The organism is Entomohabitans teleogrylli (assembly GCF_001484765.1).
GTDB classification, from domain to species: domain Bacteria; phylum Pseudomonadota; class Gammaproteobacteria; order Enterobacterales; family Enterobacteriaceae; genus Entomohabitans; species Entomohabitans teleogrylli.
Genome location: NZ_LLXO01000018.1, coordinates 53148 through 71616, shown reverse-complemented (window position 1 = coordinate 71616; position 18469 = coordinate 53148). Strand labels below are relative to the sequence as shown.

At 59.0% G+C, this 18469-nt stretch carries 16 protein-coding genes; 15 read left to right on the top strand and 1 reads right to left on the bottom strand.

What is annotated here, in order from left to right; all coding sequences use genetic code 11:
• The first annotated feature begins 303 nt into the window (after positions 1-303).
• Genes AQ981_RS19860 through AQ981_RS19840 form a run of 5 tightly spaced genes read left to right on the top strand, consistent with a single transcriptional unit; the run spans position 304 to position 9622 of the window.
• Positions 304-2007, top strand: a complete 1704-nt coding sequence (locus tag AQ981_RS19860) for a DUF2138 domain-containing protein (protein WP_058913496.1) — start codon at positions 304-306, stop codon at positions 2005-2007.
• Complete coding sequence (locus tag AQ981_RS19855) at positions 1977-2645, top strand: DUF1175 domain-containing protein (RefSeq protein ID WP_249226355.1); 669 nt, start codon at positions 1977-1979, stop codon at positions 2643-2645. Before AQ981_RS19860 ends, AQ981_RS19855 begins: the two co-directional genes overlap by 31 nt.
• The gene (locus AQ981_RS19850) at positions 2579-7204 is read left to right on the top strand and encodes an MG2 domain-containing protein (protein ID WP_071608961.1); all 4626 of its coding nucleotides are present in this window, start codon (positions 2579-2581) and stop codon (positions 7202-7204) included. The genes AQ981_RS19855 and AQ981_RS19850 overlap by 67 nt, the downstream gene beginning before the upstream one ends.
• A gap of 2 nt (positions 7205-7206) precedes the next feature.
• Entirely contained in the window at positions 7207-8853 is a 1647-nt protein-coding gene (locus AQ981_RS19845) for a DUF2300 domain-containing protein (protein WP_058913494.1), read from the top strand.
• Positions 8854-8857: 4 nt separating this feature from the next.
• Complete coding sequence (locus AQ981_RS19840; protein WP_058913493.1) at positions 8858-9622, top strand: YfaP family protein; 765 nt, start codon at positions 8858-8860, stop codon at positions 9620-9622.
• 73 nt (positions 9623-9695) lie between these two features.
• On the opposite strand, the gene AQ981_RS19835 is transcribed toward AQ981_RS19840, so the two are convergent.
• On the bottom strand, positions 9696-10736 hold the full coding sequence (locus AQ981_RS19835; RefSeq protein ID WP_058913492.1) for an aminopeptidase: 1041 nt from the start codon (positions 10734-10736) through the stop codon (positions 9696-9698).
• 275 nt (positions 10737-11011) lie between these two features.
• On the opposite strand from AQ981_RS19835, the gene cysD reads away from it, so the two are divergent.
• The 10 genes from cysD to AQ981_RS19785 all read left to right on the top strand — a co-directional run bounded on the left by cysD (position 11012) and on the right by AQ981_RS19785 (position 18456).
• The gene (gene cysD, locus AQ981_RS19830; protein WP_058913491.1) at positions 11012-11920 is read left to right on the top strand and encodes a sulfate adenylyltransferase subunit CysD; all 909 of its coding nucleotides are present in this window, start codon (positions 11012-11014) and stop codon (positions 11918-11920) included.
• Between the two features lie 11 nt (positions 11921-11931).
• Positions 11932-13362 (top strand): sulfate adenylyltransferase subunit CysN, encoded by a 1431-nt coding sequence (gene cysN, locus AQ981_RS19825; RefSeq protein WP_058913490.1) that lies wholly within the window; start codon positions 11932-11934, stop codon positions 13360-13362.
• Positions 13362-13967, top strand: coding sequence for an adenylyl-sulfate kinase (gene cysC / locus AQ981_RS19820; RefSeq protein ID WP_058913489.1), 606 nt, complete (start codon positions 13362-13364; stop codon positions 13965-13967). Before cysN ends, cysC begins: the two co-directional genes overlap by 1 nt.
• A 53-nt stretch (positions 13968-14020) precedes the next feature.
• Positions 14021-14344, top strand: coding sequence for a DUF3561 family protein (locus tag AQ981_RS19815; protein ID WP_058913488.1), 324 nt, complete (start codon positions 14021-14023; stop codon positions 14342-14344).
• Between the two features lie 177 nt (positions 14345-14521).
• Positions 14522-14836 carry a cell division protein FtsB gene (gene ftsB / locus AQ981_RS19810; protein ID WP_058913487.1) on the top strand — a complete coding sequence of 105 codons (315 nt, stop codon included), beginning with the start codon at positions 14522-14524 and terminating at the stop codon, positions 14834-14836.
• 19 nt (positions 14837-14855) lie between these two features.
• Complete coding sequence (gene ispD, locus AQ981_RS19805; protein WP_058913486.1) at positions 14856-15569, top strand: 2-C-methyl-D-erythritol 4-phosphate cytidylyltransferase; 714 nt, start codon at positions 14856-14858, stop codon at positions 15567-15569.
• Entirely contained in the window at positions 15569-16048 is a 480-nt protein-coding gene (gene ispF, locus AQ981_RS19800) for a 2-C-methyl-D-erythritol 2,4-cyclodiphosphate synthase (RefSeq protein ID WP_058913534.1), read from the top strand. Before ispD ends, ispF begins: the two co-directional genes overlap by 1 nt.
• On the top strand, positions 16045-17094 hold the full coding sequence (gene truD, locus AQ981_RS19795) for a tRNA pseudouridine(13) synthase TruD (protein WP_058913485.1): 1050 nt from the start codon (positions 16045-16047) through the stop codon (positions 17092-17094). The genes ispF and truD overlap by 4 nt, the downstream gene beginning before the upstream one ends.
• Complete coding sequence (gene surE / locus AQ981_RS19790) at positions 17075-17836, top strand: 5'/3'-nucleotidase SurE (RefSeq protein WP_058913484.1); 762 nt, start codon at positions 17075-17077, stop codon at positions 17834-17836. The genes truD and surE overlap by 20 nt, the downstream gene beginning before the upstream one ends.
• Positions 17830-18456, top strand: a complete 627-nt coding sequence (locus AQ981_RS19785) for a protein-L-isoaspartate(D-aspartate) O-methyltransferase (protein WP_058913483.1) — start codon at positions 17830-17832, stop codon at positions 18454-18456. Before surE ends, AQ981_RS19785 begins: the two co-directional genes overlap by 7 nt.
• The last annotated feature ends 13 nt before the right edge of the window (positions 18457-18469 follow it).

Here is an 18469-nt window from a genome sequence, read left to right as displayed (position 1 = left end):
ATCTGTATCAGTACAAATCAGCGCCCCCTGATTTTTGGGGGTCAGTATCTGGTGTACCTCCCTTCCTTATTTTCTCTGATGCGACTCCTGACGCCGTTATCCGGCATGTTCAATTTGCGATTTCTGTCTGAATCTGGCGTGCTGGCCTGACGTCGGCGATTGTTTTTTCCCCGGTGGAATGTCATCCTGCTGATGCGTTGCGGGTTCCTCCCGACGCGCTTTATTCTCACACGATAATGCCTGCACTCTGAGACATTCGGAGCGGGACAAAACGCCGGTGACAGGTATACAGGGATTGTGGCCATGGAAGAAACAACTTCAGCTGTAACGCACGGGAAAAAAAGCCGGAAACGCGGTTTTGCTATCGCGCTTGGGGTGGTGGTGGCGCTGTCTGCCGCCGTCTGGGCGCTGCAGCGTACCGGTAGCGTACCGCTGAAAACCCTTGCCCCGCTGGTGGTGCACAATAATCTCCAGATTGATCTCAATACCCCGGATGTCTTTATCGACAGCGCGTCATTAAGCCAGTTGCCCCGTGACGTGCTACAGGTGCCACTGCTGCGCGATGTTTTAAACGAAGATTTTGTTTTTTATTATCAGACCCACGCTGACCGGCTGGGGCTGGAAGGCAGCCTGCGGCGTATTATCTACGAGCACGATCTCAAATTGCAGGATCACCTGCTGACCACGCTGCTCGATCAGCCGGCGCAGGTCGCATTATGGCGCGACCGTCGCGGACGGTTATCCCACTATATGGTGTTGATCCAGCGCAGCGGTTTGACCCGCCTGCTGGAACCGCTGGTGTTCGCCGCGGCGAAAGACAGTCAGTTGAGTAAAACTGAAATCAGTGGATTGCAGATTAACGACACTCAGATCCCGGTTTATCAGTTGCGCTATAACGGTAGCCGACAACTGCTGTTTGCCAGCTATAACGATAAGGTACTGCTGTTTTCCGGCAGCGATATGCTGTTTAACGGCGACCAGCAGGATGCTATGTCCACGGAGCTCGCCCGTGGATTGCTGACCGGCGAGAAAAGCTGGAACCTGAGCTATGGCCTGCAACAACAACCTGCCGCGCGTCAGCGCATCGTCGCCAGCGCCGCCGGGTTGGGATTTGGCTATCAGCGCCTGTTACCGGCGTTTGCCGGAATGCGCTTCGATTTGACGGAGAGCGGCTGGAGCAGTTGGCTGGCGCTGAATGATCAACAGGCTGGCGCGGACGCCAGTTTCGCCTTTGCCCCGGTATGGCAGAGCATGCCGGCAGGCGCCAGTTTTTGCGTGGCGCTGCCGTTTTCCCACGGCATTGCCGAACAGATGTTGCAACAACTGGATACTGACGGCGCGGGCGCGGAGCAACTCGCCGGGCTGTTTGACGGCGCGGCCGGGTTATGCTGGTACGCGGATTCCCGTCTGTATACCCCGCTACTGGTCGGGCGCCTGAAGGGCGACCCGCAGGCGCGGGAAAAAACGCTGGCGGCGCTGTTTGAACACCATATTGGCGCCCGGGAACGTAAAGCGCCGCAGGGGGTGTTGCCGCTGCAGGAGACTCGCCAGCAGGGCGCAACGCTCTGGCAACGTGAAGTCAGCTCTCAGTACGGCCAGTATCCGGCCGCGCAGGCTGCGGTTGCGGAGCACTTGATGTCGCGCGCTTTCTTCCGGGTTTCGCTGGCGCTGAGCGGGGAGACATTACTGTTTTCGCTCGACGACAGCCTGGTGAACCAGGGCCTGCAAACCCTGAGCCGTACCCGGCCGGCAATGAGCGATGTGATCCCCGCTCAGGGCGTAGTGCCGCTGTGGATCGCCCCGCCGGGCGTCGCACAACTGCTGCGTAAAGAGGCCCTCGACAGCCTGCCGAAAAATAGTGAACCGGTTTTCTATAACGCGGCGCAAACGCTGCTGATGCCGAAACTGGATGCCCTGGCCCGGCAGCCGAATTACGCTGTGGTCCTGCCGGAAGTTGATCCGCAGGCGCCGTGGCAGTGGCTGCCGATTTCCTGGGAGGCGCGATGAGTGGCGCTGTGCGCTGGCTGCTGATAATCGTCTGCTGTCTGTTGACACTGCCATTATACGCCGGGCAAATTTCGGCGCTGGATGTGCAGCAGTCGCAGCTGTTTCGCGCCTGGTTTGTACGTATCGCCCAGGAGCAGCTACGTCAGGGGCCGAGTCCGCGCTGGTACCAGCAGGACTGTGCCGGGCTGGTGCGTTTCGCGGCCAATGAAGCGCTGAAAGAGCACGATAGCAAATGGTTGCGCAGCAACGGTATGTCGAACCGCTATTTGCCGCCGGAGCTTACTTTAACCCCGCAGCAGCGCCTGCTGGCGCGCAACTGGCAACAGGGGGGCGGTAAAACCGGTCCCTATGTGGACGCCATCAAACTGATTCAGTACAACACGCGGTTCATCGGGCGCGATCTTAATCAGGCGCTGCCCGGGGATGTAATGTTTTATGACCAGGGCGACGATCAGCATTTGATGATCTGGATGGGGCGCTATGTCGTCTACCATACCGGCAGCGCCACTGAAACGGACAACGGCATGCGCGCGGCGACCGTGCAACAATTGATGACATGGAAGGACACACGATGGATACCCAACGAAGCCAATCCCAATTTCATTGGCGTTTATCGCTTAAACTTCCTTGCCCGCTAAGCCGCGGCGGTCTGGCGCTGCTGGCCGCGCTACTGCTAACGGTATTTCAGGTGAACGCCGCCAGCGATGCGCTTCCCGGCAGTCAGTACAGCGCCGCCAGCGGCGAAAGTTTCTTTCTGCTTTCCGACAGCAGTTTCTCCAGCGATGAAGAAGCCAAAGTGCGCCTTGAAGCGCCCGGTCGCGACTATCGCCGCCTGAGTATGGAGGAGTACGGCGGGGTGGATATCCGTCTGTATCGTATCCCGCAGCCGGTGGATTTTCTGCGCCAGCAGAAAAACCTGCATCGCATTGCGGTGGAACCGCAGTACCTGGGAGACGGCCTGGCGAATACGCTGACCTACCTGTGGGACAACTGGTATGGCAAATCCCGGCGCGTGATGCAGCGAGCGTTCTCCGACGATTCGCGCATCAATGTCACCCAGTCGCTGCCGGAATTGCAGATTGGCAATATTTTGTCGGCTCCTTCGCAGTACCAGCCGCAACCCCGCTTTGCACCACTGAAGAAATACCCGCTGGCGGCGCAGTTTCGTTACCCTCTGTGGGATGCGCAGCCAATTCAACCACCAGAAGGCGTCAATCTGGAAGGGTCTTCCAGCCGTTTTATTTCCAGCCAGCCGGGCAATATCTATATTCCGCTGGGCAAACTGACGCCGGGCCTGTATCTGGTAGAGGCGCTGGTCGGTAACTACCGCGCCACCACGGTCGTGTTTGTCTCCGACACGGTGGCGCTCAGCAAAGTCTCCGGCAATGAACTGCTGGTCTGGACGGCAGGAAAAGCGCGCGGCGAGGCGCGGCCCGGGGCGAAAATTCTCTGGAGCGACGGCCTGGGGATAATGAGCAGCGGCGAAACCGGTAGCGATGGTACGCTGCGCCTGAAGCATATCGCTCCGGAGCGCTCTTATATCCTGGGGGAAGATGCCGATGGCGGAGTGTTCGTTTCCGAAAACTTTTTCTATGCCAGCGAAATTTATAATACCCGTCTCTATATGTTTACTGACCGGCCGCTGTATCGTGCCGGCGACACAGTGGCGGTGAAGATCCTGGGGCGCGAATTCCACAGTGCGCTGCGCTCAACGCCGATTGCCAGCGCCCCGGCGCAACTGACGGTGCTCGACGCCAATGGCAGTACCCTGCAAACCCTGGCGCTGGCGCTGGATGCGCGCCGCGGCGGGGAAACTATGTTCCGCCTGCCGGATATCGCCGTTTCCGGCGGCTATGAACTGCGTCTGGCGTACCGCGATCGGGTTTACAGCAGTGCGTTTCGCGTCGCCAGCTACATCAAGCCCCATTTCACCATCGACGTCACATTCAATAAGAGCGAGTTTAAAACCGCCGAAGAGATTAATGGCGATCTATTGCTGTTATACCCGGACGGGACGCCGGTGAAAAACGCCAGCATTCAGCTCAGCCTGCGCGCCCAACAGCTCTCTATGGTCGGTAATGACCTGCGCTATGTGGGCCGCTTCCCGGTGGAGCTGACCAGTACCACCCTGACGACCGACGATGCCGGTCGCGCCCGACTGGTGCTGCCGGCGGCGGAAAAACCCAGCCGCTATCTGTTGACGATGTCGGCCAGCGACGGGGCAGCGTATCGGGTCACCAATACTAAAGAGATACTGATTGAGCGCGGCGACGCGCACTTTACCCTGGAAACCCCGCGCCGCTTCAGTAAAGCCGGGGAAGAGGTGACCTTTAATTATCGCAGTTCCCGTCCCGGCGCGCAGCAGCCTGACAGCTACGAGTGGATTCGCCTTGAAGACCGCCAGCAGGCCAGCGGCCAGTTGCCGGCGCAGGGGGAGTCGTTCAGCGTACGCTTTGAACAGCCGGGTACCTATAGCCTGATGCTGCGCAGTAAAGATCGGTTGATCCTCGCCGGAACCAGCCACACTGTCAGCGGCGAGGGGGGCAAAGCGGAAGCCGGCACCGTGGAAATTGTGCCTGATAAAGCGCTGTACCAGCCTGGCGATACCGCTCAGGTGCTGGTGACGTTTCCTGAGGCGGTGGACGACGCGCTGCTGACCCTGGAGCGCGACCGGGTGGAGCATCTTGCCCTGCTGTCGCGGGCGGCGGACTGGATAACATTGCAGAAACTGAACGACACCCAGTATGTAGCGCAGTTACGCATCAAAGAAACCTGGGCGCCGAACATCACTTTCTCGGTGCTGTATACCCGTCACGGTCAGTACAGTTTTCAGAATGCCGGTATCAGGGTGGCGGTGCCGCAACTGGATGTGCAGGTGAATACCGATAAATCCCACTACCAGCCGGGCGAGCTGGTGAGTGTTGAACTGACCACCCTGTTTGGCGGCAAACCGGTATCGGCGCAGCTGACCGCCAGTGTTGTCGATGAGATGGTCTATGCACTGCAACCGGAAATCGCCCCGTCTATCAGTCAGTTCTTTTACAGCCCGGGGCGTAATAATGTGCGTACCAGCGCCAGCCTGTCGTTTATCAGCTACGATCAGGCGCTGTCCAGCGTACCCACTTCCCCGGGCGTGACAAACCGCAGCGAGCGGCGGGTGAAGATGCTGGAACGTCCGCGCCGTGAAGAGGTGGATACCGCCGCCTGGCTGCCTTCGCTGACTACCGACACACGGGGCAAAGCCCGGTTTACCTTCATCATGCCGGATTCGCTCTCGCGCTGGCGCATAACCGCCCGGGCAATTAACGAGCAGGGGATTGTCGGCCAGACCAGCGCTTTCCTGACCTCCGATAAAGATCTGTACCTGAAGTGGGGGATGCCGACTCGCTTCCGCGACGGGGATCGGCCGAATTTTGGGGTATTTATCTTCAGCCAGCAGCAGGGCAGCGAGCGTGTTGAGCTGGTGTCGCGTTTTGCCGGCGAGGAAGTGCGCCAGCCGCTGACGCTGCATAAGGGCGCCAACTATATCTCCCTTGAGCGTGATATTCACAGTAGCGGGCCGCTCAGCGTTGTACTGTTGCATAACGGCGTGGAACGGGATCGGATCGGCGTCACGCTGGACTTTATCGCCAGCGATTGGCTGGTGGAGCGCCAGCGCAGCCTGCAACTGAGCGGCGGTGATAATCCGCTGGCGCTGCCTGCCGCGGCTCAGGCGTTGCGTCTGCAGAGCAGCGATACGCTGTCCGCTATCTTCCGCAGTAACCTGGATGCGCTGATGCGGGAGCCTTATGGCGGCGTGGTGAATACCGCAAGCCGGCTGATACCGCTCAGCCTGGCATATCGCGCTTTGCCCAATCCGCAGGACAGTACCGGGAATTCGCTGCGCCAGTCGCTGCAGAATAACCGCCTGCGTCTGATGCAACTGGCCGGGCCGGGAGCGCGTTTCGCATGGTGGGGCGGCAGCGCCGATGCCAGCGCGCTGCTTACCGCCTGGGCATGGTACGCCGACTGGCACGCCAGCCGCACGCTGGGGGTGACGCTACGCCCGGAATACTGGCAACACATGCTGGATAGCTACGCCGATCAGGCTGGCGCGATGCCGCTACTGCATCGCGCGCTGGTGCTGGCGTGGGCCCAGGAGATGCAGTTGCCGGTGAATACGTTGCTTAAAGGGCTGGACGACGCTTTTGCCACCCGCGATGGCGGGATGGATGAAGAGGAACAGGATGAGATGCCGCAGGTGAACGACAGTCTGATCCTCTATTTCCCCGAGTCGCCGCTGGGTAACGCGGTGGCGCGGGTGCTGACGGATAACCTGATGCGCAATGCGCAGCTCACCTCCAGCCAGAGCCCCGCCGTTCGGGAAGACGCGTTGCGTCTGGCGAGCGTCAGCGCACAACCGCTGGCGCGTACCGTGGCGCTATTGCATAACGGCGCGGACGCCACTCAGGCGGCGGCGATTTTGCGCGAGCTGACGCCCGCTCAGTCGGGTATGGAGCGGGCGCTGGCGCTGAGCTGGCTGGCGCGCTTTATGACCGATGCCGCGCCGTCATCACTGCCGCAGCCGCAGGGGGCGTGGGTGAAACGTAAAGGGAGCAGCGGTAATGACGAGTGGCTATGGGCCGGAGAGAAAGCGCCTGAGAATATCGTCCTGGCGCAGGAAGTCACTACGCCGGTGAATGCCACGCTGAGCTGGCTGGAGCCTGTCAGCGAGGCTTCCCTCAATGATATTCCGGTGCGGCTGGAGCGCCGGTTGTACAAACTGGAGCCTGGAAAAGAAACATTTACCTTCGTCAGAACGCCGGTTTCCGGGGAGGACATTGACAGTAACGCGCTGTATCTGGATGAGATCGTGCTGCTTAACGAGCAGGACAGCGCGCTGCGCTACGGCATGGTCGAGGTATCATTGCCGCCGGGGGCCGAGGTGGAGAGCACTACCTGGGGGATTACGGTGCGGGAATCTGATAAGGATCAGAAGTCGCTGGCGCTGGATAAGGCGCGTTATGAAGACGCCGGGCTGGGATATATGATTCCCGTCGACAGGCTGCAAAGCGGGGAGACGGTATATCGTCATCTGCTGCGTTTCTCGCAGAAGGGCGAGTTCACGCTACCGCCGGCGCGCTATCTTCGCGCCTACGCTCCCCAGCAGCAGAGCTCAGAGTATGAATCGCAAGGCCTGAGCCTGAAGGTTCACTAACCATGCGTCGCTGGCTGGGGTTACTGCTGGTGTTGTTCCCGGTCCTGATTCAGGCGGCGGAGCCAGCGCTGCGCCTGGCTATCCGCGAACAGGGCGACGATCGGCTGTATAGCCTCGCTCCCGGCGGCGGCCAGACCGTAGCACCGTTGCCGGCGGATTTTTCCACCCCGCTGGGCAGCCTGTGGAAGCTGTTTGTCTACGCCTGGCTTGAGGATAACGGTATCCCGGAGCAGCCCCTGCAGTGCCGCGGCGGGGATCCACAGGAAGTGTACTGCTGCGAACCGGGCAATAGCATAACCCGTGAGACGGCGCTGGTGCGCTCCTGCGGTCTCTATTTTGCGCCGGCGCGGCTGGGCATTGACGACAGCGCCTGGCACCAGTACTGGTCGGCGCGCCAGGGGCCGCAGTGGCTGATATCGCTTTCCAGGCTTGCGCCGCAGACCCGGGTGCCGGTAGTTTCCCTGCTGGATGTCCTTGCGACGCTACCCGGGCGGCAGAAGGCCCGGGAGGTGCTGCTGGATGTGTTGCTCGACAGCACCAAACCCGGCGTGGCCGGGGCGCTTGGCGGTCGGCTGCGGGTAAAAACCTGGAGCTGGCTGGCGGATAACGATCCGCAGGCGCGCCAGGGCGGTATGGCCGGCTGGCTGACCGATGGTACGCCGCTGTGGGTAGGAGGGGCCGGTACCAGCCAGATGTTGCTCAACCGCCACGCTGAACGCCTCAACGCGCTACTGCCGCTGCCGGCTAATCGCCAGTCGGGGCAGTGTGTGCTGGTGAATCTGTTTACCCGCTACCCGATTAGTGCCGTTCGTCCGCTGGGTGGCGAACCGCTAACCGCGTCCGGGGCGCTGCGCGGCCGCTATCAGGTGACGTTTACCCGGGGGAGCCGGATTGAGATGGAAAGCCGTGGCGATACCTGGCTGATGGCGGAGGGGGACTCCCTGACGCTGGTGGCGCGTATCGATCGCGAAGAGTATGTGGCGCGGGTGTTGGATCGTGAAGCCAGCAGTACGCCGCCGGAAGCGGCAAAAGCGCTGGCGGTGGCGATCCGCAGCTATTTATTGCAGAACGCCGGGCGCAGCGGGGAGTGCCTGAGTATTACCGACAGCAGCGCCAGTCAGCGGGTGTCGCCATCGCCGGCGAGCCGCCCATCCCGGGCGATTGCCGCCTGGACCGAAGACCTGATTCTGGCCGGCGGCAGCGTCAACTATCATTCGGATCGCGCGTCTCCGGGCGTGCTCTCCTGGCGCCAGGCGCAGGAGCAGGCGGCGCGCGGTATGCGCTATGACGCTATTCTCGCGCATGCGTTTCCGGACGCCAGCCTGAGCCGCTGGGGCAACCCGCTGGCGACCTGTCAGCCGCTGCCGGAAGCTAAAGCGTGGCTGGAAACTCAGCAGCCGCGCTGGCGCGCGCGGCTGAACCGTGAGCCGGGGTATCAGCCGCCGCAGGCTTTTGCCGTCTGTCGCAAGGCATCCGGTTTTCCGTATACCGACCGGCAGCAAAAGCGTCTGTACATCAGAGAATTTTTTACCCTGCAGGACCGGCTCGATTTGACTCATGAATATTTGCATCTGGCGTTTGACGGCTACCCTTCCGGGCATGACGAGCAGTACATCGAAAGCCTGACCCGTCATTTATTAATGGATTAATACTATGCGAAACCCGTTAACGATTGTTGTGCCCGCGCTGTTAGCCGCTTTCCCGGCCGTTGCCGGGGTGAGCATTGAAACCCCGCTGTCCGGATGGCACTCGGCGCAGGGGGATAAGGCCAGCTTTTCCCAGCAGGTCAATTATCCGGCGGCCTCGGTCAATATGGCTGCCGATCAGAACATTTCCGCCCAGATTCGCGGCAAAATTTCCTCGCTGCCGGAGGGTAAAAAAGCTCCAGGCCGGCTGGTGGTCAATGGCGTGCCGATGCCGCTGCGCATCGAAGAGGACGGTTCGTTTGCCCGGCCATATATTTTTGCCGAAGGCAGCAACAGCGTTGAAGTGATAGCGCCCGACGGCCAGAGCCGCGATCAGATGCAGTTCTATGCCACCCAGGGGCAGGGGGCGATTCGTTCACGGCTGCGGATCGTATTGTCCTGGGATACCGACAATACCGATCTCGATCTGCATGTGATTACTCCGGATGGCGGCCACGCCTGGTACGGTAACCAGGCGCTGAGTAACGGCGGCGCGCTGGATATGGATGTCACCACCGGCTATGGCCCGGAAATTTTTGCCAGTCCTTCACCGCTCAGGGGGCGCTATCTGGTCTACGTCAACTATTTTGGCGGGCGCAGCGAGACGGAGTTGACCACTGCGCAACTGACGATTATCAGTGAAGAAGGCACACCGGACGAGAAACAGGAGATGTTTCTGATCCCGATGCGCAACGCCGGCGAACTGACGCTGGTGAAGAGCTTTAGCTGGTGATGTGTCATAAGGGCTGCCGGCAACGCGCCGGCAGTCGCGGGCCCGGGTATGAGCTGATAAATGATTGGACGGCCTATTTGCCGGCGTTGGCCAGCTCTTGCACCAACGGCAGCATAATATGCATCACCTCTTTGCTGCGTTTTTCTATCCTGCCAGGTAACCACTTGTCGAGATACTGTTGATTGTCCAGTTGGGCGTTATGCCAGCTGGTGCCTTCCGGAAAGGCTTTGCTTTTGCTTCGCTGCTGGTAGCCGTCTTTTTTTCCCAGCGACCAGTTGGTCGCTTCGACATAAAGCACCGGAATCCCTGCTTTATCGAATACTTCGCCGTCATTACAACAGCCGGTACCTTTTGGATATGTCGGGTTCAGACCCGGATTGGTAAACGCCTCGATACCCTTCTTACGGGCGATCGCCAGCGCTTTATCACGGGTGAGTTTACGAACCGCGGCCGGGGTGGACTTACCGCTGTTGAAATAGAGCCGGTCGCCGACGATCAGATTATCCAGATTGATGACCAGCAGGGTGTTTTTGCGCTCTTTGTCGCTCATGCGTTTGAGGACATTTTCCGCGCCCAGTCGGCCTTCTTCTTCCGCGCTGGTGGCGATAAAGCGGATCCCGTAGCGGGTCGGCATATCTTTCAGCCTTTTCGCCAGTTCCAGCATCACCGCCACGCCAGCGGCATTATCGTCCACGCCCTGCAGGGTCAGCCCGCCGAGGTTATTGTCGGTATCGCTGTCGCTCATCGAAGCGTAGGTATCAAGGTGCGCCATGATAATAATTTGCTGCGGCTGCTGGCCTTCGTGTGCGGCGATTACCGTACTGCCGGTAAAGTTGTGCCAGTTTTTATTGCCGCTGCGGGCGGTGTAGGCATAGCGCCCGTTAAAGGTGCGAATATCGCTCTGATAACCCCAGGTGATAAATTGTTGGCGAACAAAGTCTGACAGTAGCATTTCAGCCGGGCTGCCAGCCATTCTTCCCGGGAAAAAGGTGGCGATATGGCGGGTCAGATCGCTGGCTGTATGACCGAGGGGCGTCTTTTCAGCCTGGGCCGCAAAGGCGGTTGTTGCGCCGAATACCAGACAGACCGCAGCATGGCGCAATGCGCGAAACATGATAATTCCTTAAATGAACAACTAAATGGAAAATTCTCAGGCGGCGATAGTATGAAACTGTGCGCCGCGTAGCACAATTACCATTGCACTTAAAGTGCCAAAAAAGAGTCCCTTAAGCACAATTTGAGATTTGCTTTTCCGGGGCGTTATGCTTTTGTGGAACAACTCATTCCAATTCGTCATTTCATAACAAATCCTCCCGCGTCTTATAGTCCGTCCATTCGCTTTAACAATTTGCCGGTTTTTACCCGTATCGCCGGCATTAAGGACAGGCTATGGACCAGAAACGACTCACGCATCTGCGGCAACTGGAGGCGGAAAGTATCCACATCATTCGTGAAGTGGCCGCAGAGTTTTCTAACCCGGTGATGCTCTATTCCATCGGTAAAGATTCTTCGGTAATGCTGCACCTGGCGCGTAAAGCGTTTTTCCCGGGTACGCTGCCTTTCCCGCTGCTGCATGTCGACACTGGCTGGAAATTCCGCGAGATGTACGCGTTTCGCGACCGTACTGCAAAGGCCTACGGCTGTGAACTGCTGGTGCATAAAAACCCGGAAGGGGTGGCGATGGGGATTAACCCCTTTGTGCATGGCAGCGCCAAACATACCGACATCATGAAGACCGAAGGGCTGAAGCAGGCGCTGAATAAGTACGGTTTTGACGCCGCTTTTGGCGGCGCGCGCCGCGATGAAGAGAAGTCCCGGGCTAAAGAACGTATTTATTCGTTCCGCGACCGCTTCCACCGCTGGGATCCGAAGAACCAGCGCCCGGAGCTGTGGCACAACTACAATGGCCAGGTCAATAAAGGGGAAAGCATTCGCGTTTTCCCGCTGTCGAACTGGACCGAACTGGATATCTGGCAGTACATCTATCTGGAAAATATCGATATTGTCCCGCTCTACCTGGCGGCGGAACGTCCGGTGCTGGAGCGGGACGGCATGTTGATGATGATCGACGATGACCGTATCGATTTGCAGCCCGGCGAAATGATCAAACAGCGCATGGTGCGTTTCCGCACTCTTGGCTGCTGGCCGCTGACCGGCGCCGTGGAATCGGAAGCCAGAACGCTGCCGGAAATTATTGAAGAGATGCTGGTCTCCACCACCAGCGAGCGCCAGGGACGCGTGATTGACCGGGATCAGGCCGGCTCAATGGAACTGAAGAAACGTCAGGGTTATTTCTGAGGAGCCGCCAGATGAACACCACTATTGCCCAACAAATCGCCGAGCAGGGCGGCGTAGAAGCCTATCTGCAGGCGCAACAATATAAAAGTCTGCTGCGTTTTCTGACCTGCGGCAGTGTCGACGACGGTAAAAGTACCCTGATTGGCCGCCTGCTGCACGACACCCGGCAGATTTATGAAGATCAACTGACCTCGCTGCACAATGACAGCAAACGCCATGGCACCCAGGGAGAGAAACTGGACCTGGCGCTGCTGGTGGACGGGCTGCAGGCCGAACGCGAACAGGGCATCACCATTGATGTCGCCTATCGCTATTTCTCGACCGAAAAACGCAAATTTATTATTGCTGATACCCCAGGGCATGAGCAGTACACCCGCAATATGGCCACCGGCGCTTCGACCTGTGAGCTGGCGATCCTGCTGATCGACGCCCGTAAAGGCGTGCTGGACCAGACCCGCCGCCACAGTTTTATCTCCACCCTGCTGGGCATTAAACACCTGGTGGTGGCGGTGAATAAAATGGATCTGGTGGCGTTCAGCCAGCAGACCTTCGAGCAGATTAAACAGGATTACCTGACTTTTGCCCGCCAGTTGCCGGAAGATCTGGACATTCGCTTTGTGCCGCTGTCGGCGCTGGAAGGGGACAACGTTGCCACCCAGAGCGCCAGTATGCCGTGGTATAGCGGTCCGGCGCTACTGGAGATCCTTGAAGCCGTTGAGATTAAACGCATTGTCGATACACAGCCGCTGCGTTTCCCGGTGCAGTATGTCAACCGCCCGAACCTTGATTTCCGCGGCTATGCCGGGACCGTCGCTTCCGGCCAGGTAAGCGTCGGCCAGCGCGTGAAAGTGCTGCCTTCCGGGGTGGAATCCAGCGTAGCGCGTATCGTGACCTTCGATGGCGATCTGCAGGACGCCAGGGCCGGCGAAGCTGTAACTCTGGTACTGAATAGTGAAATTGATATCAGCCGCGGCGACCTGCTGGTGGATGCCGCCGTAACGCTGCCGGCGGTACAGCGCGCCAGCCTCGACGTGGTATGGATGGCAGAACAGCCGCTGGAGCCCGGCCAGAGCTATGACATCAAAATCGCCGGTAAAAAAACCCGCGCCCGGGTGGACAGTATTCGCCATCAGGTGGATATCAACACCCTGGAACGCCGTGAGGCGGCCAGCCTGCCGCTGAATGGCATTGGCCGGGTTGAGCTGACGTTTGACGAACCGCTGATTCTCGATAAGTACCAGGACAACCCGGTGACTGGCGGAATTATCTTTATCGACCGCCTCAGTAATGTCACTGTGGGCGCGGGCATGGTTTACCAGCCGCTACTGGTTGATGAGCCGCGTCCGCAGGCCGATTACAGTGAATTTGAGCTGGAGCTGAATGCCCTGATTCGTCGCCACTTCCCGCACTGGGGTGCACGCGATCTGTCCGGGAGCCGCTGATGGCTGAGCATGACGAAAATGTTGTCTGGCATCCGCATCCGGTAACCCGCGAGCAGCGCGAGCAGTTACACGGTCATCGCGGCGTGGTGTTGTGGTTCACCGGGCTTTCCGGCTCGGGGAAATCCACGGTGGCTGGCGCGCTGGAGCAGGCGCTGCACCAGTTAGGGGTTAGTACCTATCTGCTGGATGGCGATAATGTGCGTCACGGTCTGTGCAGCGATCTCGGTTTCAGCGATGACGATCGCCGGGAAAACATCCGGCGAGTGGGGGAGGTCGCCAGCCTGATGGTCGATGCCGGGCTGGTCGTGCTGACGGCTTTTATCTCCCCGCACCGCGCGGAACGTGAGATGGTTCGTGAGCGGGTCGGCGACGGGCGGTTTTACGAAATCTTTGTCGATACCCCGCTGGCTATCTGTGAATCCCGCGATCCAAAAGGGCTGTACCGTAAAGCCCGGGCCGGCGAGTTGCGCAATTTTACCGGTATTGATGCTGTCTATGAGGCGCCGCTGCAGCCGGAAATTCACCTCGACGGTGAACAATTGGTAACAAATTTAGTTGCCCGATTGTTAGACCTGCTGCGTAGCGACGATATCATCAAATCCTGAGACAGTGCCGGGCGGCGTTATGTGCGCCCGGTGAAATGAGTCACGGGACCCGTATGCGCAATAGCTCGAATCTACTCCTTTCACAGGCGGATCCCTCGCCGCCCCCCGATGAAACCGCCTGGTCGCTGCCCGGCGGGTTGATTGGCTTTGCGTCATGGCTGCTGGCGTTGAGCATTCCCTTTGTCATTTATGGTCCTAACACCCTGTTCTTTTTTCTGTATACCTGGCCTTTCTTCCTGGCGCTGATGCCGGTTGCTGTGGTGGTGGGGATTGCTATGCACTCTTTGCTCCGGCGCCGTGTGCTCTATACCATTGCCGCCACGCTGCTGACGAGCATCTTTATGTTTGGCGTTATATTCATGTGGCTTATGAGTTAGTGTGGATCCATACTTCAGAAAGTAACAGACTATGTAGAGATGTCGCTTCCTGCGCACGCCGGGGGCGCAAGTTATTGCGTTCTGTGGTACATTCTGCCGCAATTTCAAAAACAACAGGGTGTTCCCGGCTACCGGGAAGAGGTAAAAAGTGGGTTGTGCCGTGTTTCAGGGGGCAGAATGGGAAAGTTAGCGCTGCTATTACTGGCTTTGCTGGTCTGGCTACAGTATTCGCTGTGGTTTGGCAAGAACGGCATCCACGACTACTCGCGCGTTCGCGATGATGTGACGGCGCAGCAGGGGACTAACGCGAAACTTAAATCGCGCAACGATCAGCTGTTCGCGGAAATTGACGATTTGAACGGCGGCCAGGAAGCGATTGAAGAACGCGCCCGTAATGAACTGAGTATGACGAAGCCGGGTGAAACTTTTTATCGTCTGGTGCCGGACGCATCGCGTCGTCCGGCGAATGGCTCCGCGCCTGGCGCCCGGTAAGTAACTTCAGGCTAATCATATGGCTCCTTCTTGTGCGGATATTATCGCCGTGATGCCCGCCGCCGGTATCGGCAGCCGGATGCAATCGGAATGTCCCAAGCAGTACCTCACTATTGGCGGTAAAACGATTCTCGAACATGCGGTAGACGCGATTCTGGCGCATCCGCGGGTGCAAAAAGTCATTATCGCCATCAGCGCCGACGATCGCTGGTTTCCCACGCTGCCGCTGGCGGCCAATCCCCTTGTTGATGTTGTTACCGGCGGCGCCCAACGCGCTGATTCGGTGCTGGCGGGTCTGCAGCGCGCCTGCGGCCAGGCCGACTGGGTACTGGTGCATGACGCGGCTCGCCCCTGCCTGCATCAGGACGATCTTAATCGCCTGCTGGCGCTCACCGGCTCCAGCAAGACCGGCGGTATCCTGGCCGCGCCGGTGCGCGATACCATGAAGCGCGGCGAACCCGGCAAAACCGCCATCGCTCATACGGTGGAGCGGGAGGATCTGTGGCACGCGCTAACTCCACAGCTGTTTCCGCTGGCGTTGTTGCATGATTGTCTGCAGCGCGCGCTGGACGAAGGGGCGACTATCACCGATGAAGCCTCGGCGCTGGAGTTTTGTGGTTTTCATCCGCAACTGGTCAGCGCCAGAGCGGATAATATTAAAGTCACCCGCCCGGAAGATTTGGCCCTGGCGGCGTTTTACCTTTCCAGACTGAACCCGAAGGAGCAGGCATGATACGTATCGGACACGGTTTTGACGTCCATGCTTTTGGCGGCGAAGGCCCGATTATCGTCGGCGGTGTACGCATTCCCTGGGAGAAAGGGCTGCTGGCCCACTCGGACGGCGATGTGGCCCTGCATGCGCTGACTGACGCGCTATTGGGCGCGGCGGCGCTGGGGGATATCGGTAAGCTGTTTCCGGACACCGATCCGGCGTTCAAAGGCGCCGACAGTCGCGCCCTGCTGCGCGAAGCGTGGCGGCGGGTCCAGGAAAAAGGCTTTAGCCTCGGCAATGTCGATGTCACCATCATCGCGCAGGCGCCGAAAATGGCTCCTCATATCCCGCAAATGCGCGTCTTTATCGCCGAAGATTTAGGCTGCCATATGGATGATGTCAACGTCAAAGCCACCACCACCGAAAAACTGGGGTTTACCGGCCGCGGTGAAGGGATTGCCTGTGAAGCCGTCGCGCTGTTGCATAAGGCCGCCAAATGATCGATTTAGCCAATCTCACCTGGCGTTACGGAAAACCACAGGGCAGCGGGTTGCTGAAGGCCAGCCCGGAAGATTTTACTGTGGTGGAGGATCTCGGGTTCTCTCCGGACGGCGAAGGCGAGCATCTGCTGGTACGTATCCTGAAAGAGGGATGTAACACGCGCTTTGTCGCCGATGCGCTGGCGAAGTTTTTACGCGTTCACGCCCGGGAAGTGAGCTTTGCCGGTCAGAAAGATCGCCATGCGGTGACAGAGCAGTGGTTTTGCGTCAGGCTGCCAGGTAAAGAGATGCCGGACCTCAGCCCGTTCAGTCCTGAAGGATGCAAGGTTCTGGAATACGCGCGTCATCGTCGCAAATTGCGCCTGGGGGCGCTACAAGGCAACGCTTTTACCCTGGTGCTGCGCGAGATTACCCGCCGCGATGAAGTGGAAACGCGCCTGAACGCAATTCGCGCAGGCGGGGTGCCCAACTACTTTGGCAGCCAGCGTTTTGGCCATGGCGGCAATAATCTCAGCATCGCCCGCCGCTGGGCGCAGGACGGCCAACCGATCCGCGACAGGAATAAACGCAGTTTTGCCTTGTCGGCGGCACGCAGTGCGTTGTTTAATCATATCGTCAGTGAAAGACTGAAAAAAACAGACTTTAATCAGGTTGTTGACGGCGATGCGCTACAATTAGCGGGCCGGGGTAGCTGGTTTGTGGCGACACCGGAAGAACTGGCGGTTTTACAACAGCGCGTCGATAAGCGGGAACTGTTGATTACCGCTGCGCTGCCGGGGAGCGGCGAGCCGGGCGCACAGCGCCAGGCGCTGGCGTTTGAGCAGCAATGTCTGTCTGCAGAAGAAACATTAGTGCAGCTATTGGCCCGCGAGCGCGTCGAAGCGGCGCGCCGGGCAATGCTGCTGTTCCCGCGCGATCTGACGTGGGATTGGTGGGATGACGTCACGCTGGAAATGCGTTTCTGGCTGCCGGCCGGCAGCTTTGCAACCAGCGTGGTGAGGGAATTGATCGACACGCAGGGCGACTATGCGGATATTGCTGAGTAATGACGATGGCGTTCATGCTCCGGGGATTCAGACTCTGGCCGAGGCGCTGCGCGAATTTGCCGAGGTGCAGGTGGTGGCGCCGGATCGCAATCGCAGCGGCGCTTCTAATTCGCTGACCCTGGAATCTTCGCTACGCACCTTTACTTTTCCCAATGGCGATATTGCGGTGCAGATGGGCACGCCCACCGACTGTGTCTATCTGGGGGTCAACGCCCTGATGCGCCCGAAACCCGATATTGTGGTTTCCGGTATTAACGCCGGGCCGAATCTGGGGGACGATGTTATTTACTCTGGCACCGTGGCGGCGGCGATGGAGGGGCGGCATCTTGGCTACCCGGCGCTGGCCGTATCGCTTAACGGTATTGAGCATTATGAAACCGCAGCGCAGGTCACCTGCGATATTTTACGCGCCCTCGGCCGCGAGCCGCTGCGCACCGGGAGAATCCTCAATATTAATGTTCCCGACCTGCCGCTGTCGGAGATCAAAGGTGTACGCGTTACCCGCTGCGGTAGCCGTCATCCCTCAGATAAGGCGATCGCGCAGCAGGATCCGCGCGGCAATACAGTCTGGTGGATAGGCCCCCCGGGCGATAAATACGACGCCGGGCCGGATACCGACTTTGCGGCAGTGGATGCCGGGTATGTTTCCGTGACGCCGCTACAGGTGGATTTAACCGCTCACGGCGCCCATGATGTGGTCAGTCAATGGTTAACCAAAGCCGGGGTGGATAACCAATGGTAAGTAAGCGTGTACACACCCTTATTACTCAACTGCGCGCTCAGGGGATTAGCGACGAACGGGTGATCGACGCTATTGCCCGGGTACCGCGGGAAAAGTTTGTCGATGAGGCGTTTGAACACACGGCCTGGGATAATGTGGCGCTGCCGATAGGCTCCGGCCAGACGATTTCTCAGCCCTATATGGTTGCCCGTATGACGGAGCTACTGGCGCTGACGCCGGATTCGCGGGTACTGGAGATCGGTACCGGTTCCGGATACCAGACGGCGATTCTGGCCCATCTGGTGGATCACGTTTGCTCCGTCGAGCGGATTAAAAATTTACAATGGCATGCCCGCCGTCGCCTGAAGCAACTGGATTTACATAATGTTTCAACAAGACACGGCGATGGATGGCAGGGTTGGCAGGCGCGAGCGCCGTTTGACGCTATTATTGTGACGGCGGCCGCGCCGGAAATTCCGACGGCGCTGCTGTCGCAGTTGGATGAAGGCGGCATTCTGGTACTCCCGGTTGGCGAAGAGCAGCAATTTCTCAAGCGCGTTCGCCGACGCGGCGAGGAATTTATTATTGACACAGTAGAGGCCGTGCGCTTTGTGCCGCTGGTGAAGGGCGAGCTGTCGTAAGCCAGGATATTTC

Coding starts and splice junctions, on each gene's coding strand:
- AQ981_RS19860 (WP_058913496.1), top strand. CDS start 304: ATGGAAGAAACAACTTCAGCTGTAACGCACGGGAAAAAAAGCCGGAAA.
- AQ981_RS19850 (WP_071608961.1), top strand. CDS start 2,579: ATGGATACCCAACGAAGCCAATCCCAATTTCATTGGCGTTTATCGCTT.
- AQ981_RS19845 (WP_058913494.1), top strand. CDS start 7,207: ATGCGTCGCTGGCTGGGGTTACTGCTGGTGTTGTTCCCGGTCCTGATT.
- AQ981_RS19840 (WP_058913493.1), top strand. CDS start 8,858: ATGCGAAACCCGTTAACGATTGTTGTGCCCGCGCTGTTAGCCGCTTTC.
- AQ981_RS19835 (WP_058913492.1), bottom strand. CDS start 10,736: ATGTTTCGCGCATTGCGCCATGCTGCGGTCTGTCTGGTATTCGGCGCA.
- cysD (WP_058913491.1), top strand. CDS start 11,012: ATGGACCAGAAACGACTCACGCATCTGCGGCAACTGGAGGCGGAAAGT.
- cysN (WP_058913490.1), top strand. CDS start 11,932: ATGAACACCACTATTGCCCAACAAATCGCCGAGCAGGGCGGCGTAGAA.
- cysC (WP_058913489.1), top strand. CDS start 13,362: ATGGCTGAGCATGACGAAAATGTTGTCTGGCATCCGCATCCGGTAACC.
- AQ981_RS19815 (WP_058913488.1), top strand. CDS start 14,021: ATGCGCAATAGCTCGAATCTACTCCTTTCACAGGCGGATCCCTCGCCG.
- ftsB (WP_058913487.1), top strand. CDS start 14,522: ATGGGAAAGTTAGCGCTGCTATTACTGGCTTTGCTGGTCTGGCTACAG.
- ispD (WP_058913486.1), top strand. CDS start 14,856: ATGGCTCCTTCTTGTGCGGATATTATCGCCGTGATGCCCGCCGCCGGT.
- truD (WP_058913485.1), top strand. CDS start 16,045: ATGATCGATTTAGCCAATCTCACCTGGCGTTACGGAAAACCACAGGGC.
- surE (WP_058913484.1), top strand. CDS start 17,075: ATGCGGATATTGCTGAGTAATGACGATGGCGTTCATGCTCCGGGGATT.
- AQ981_RS19785 (WP_058913483.1), top strand. CDS start 17,830: ATGGTAAGTAAGCGTGTACACACCCTTATTACTCAACTGCGCGCTCAG.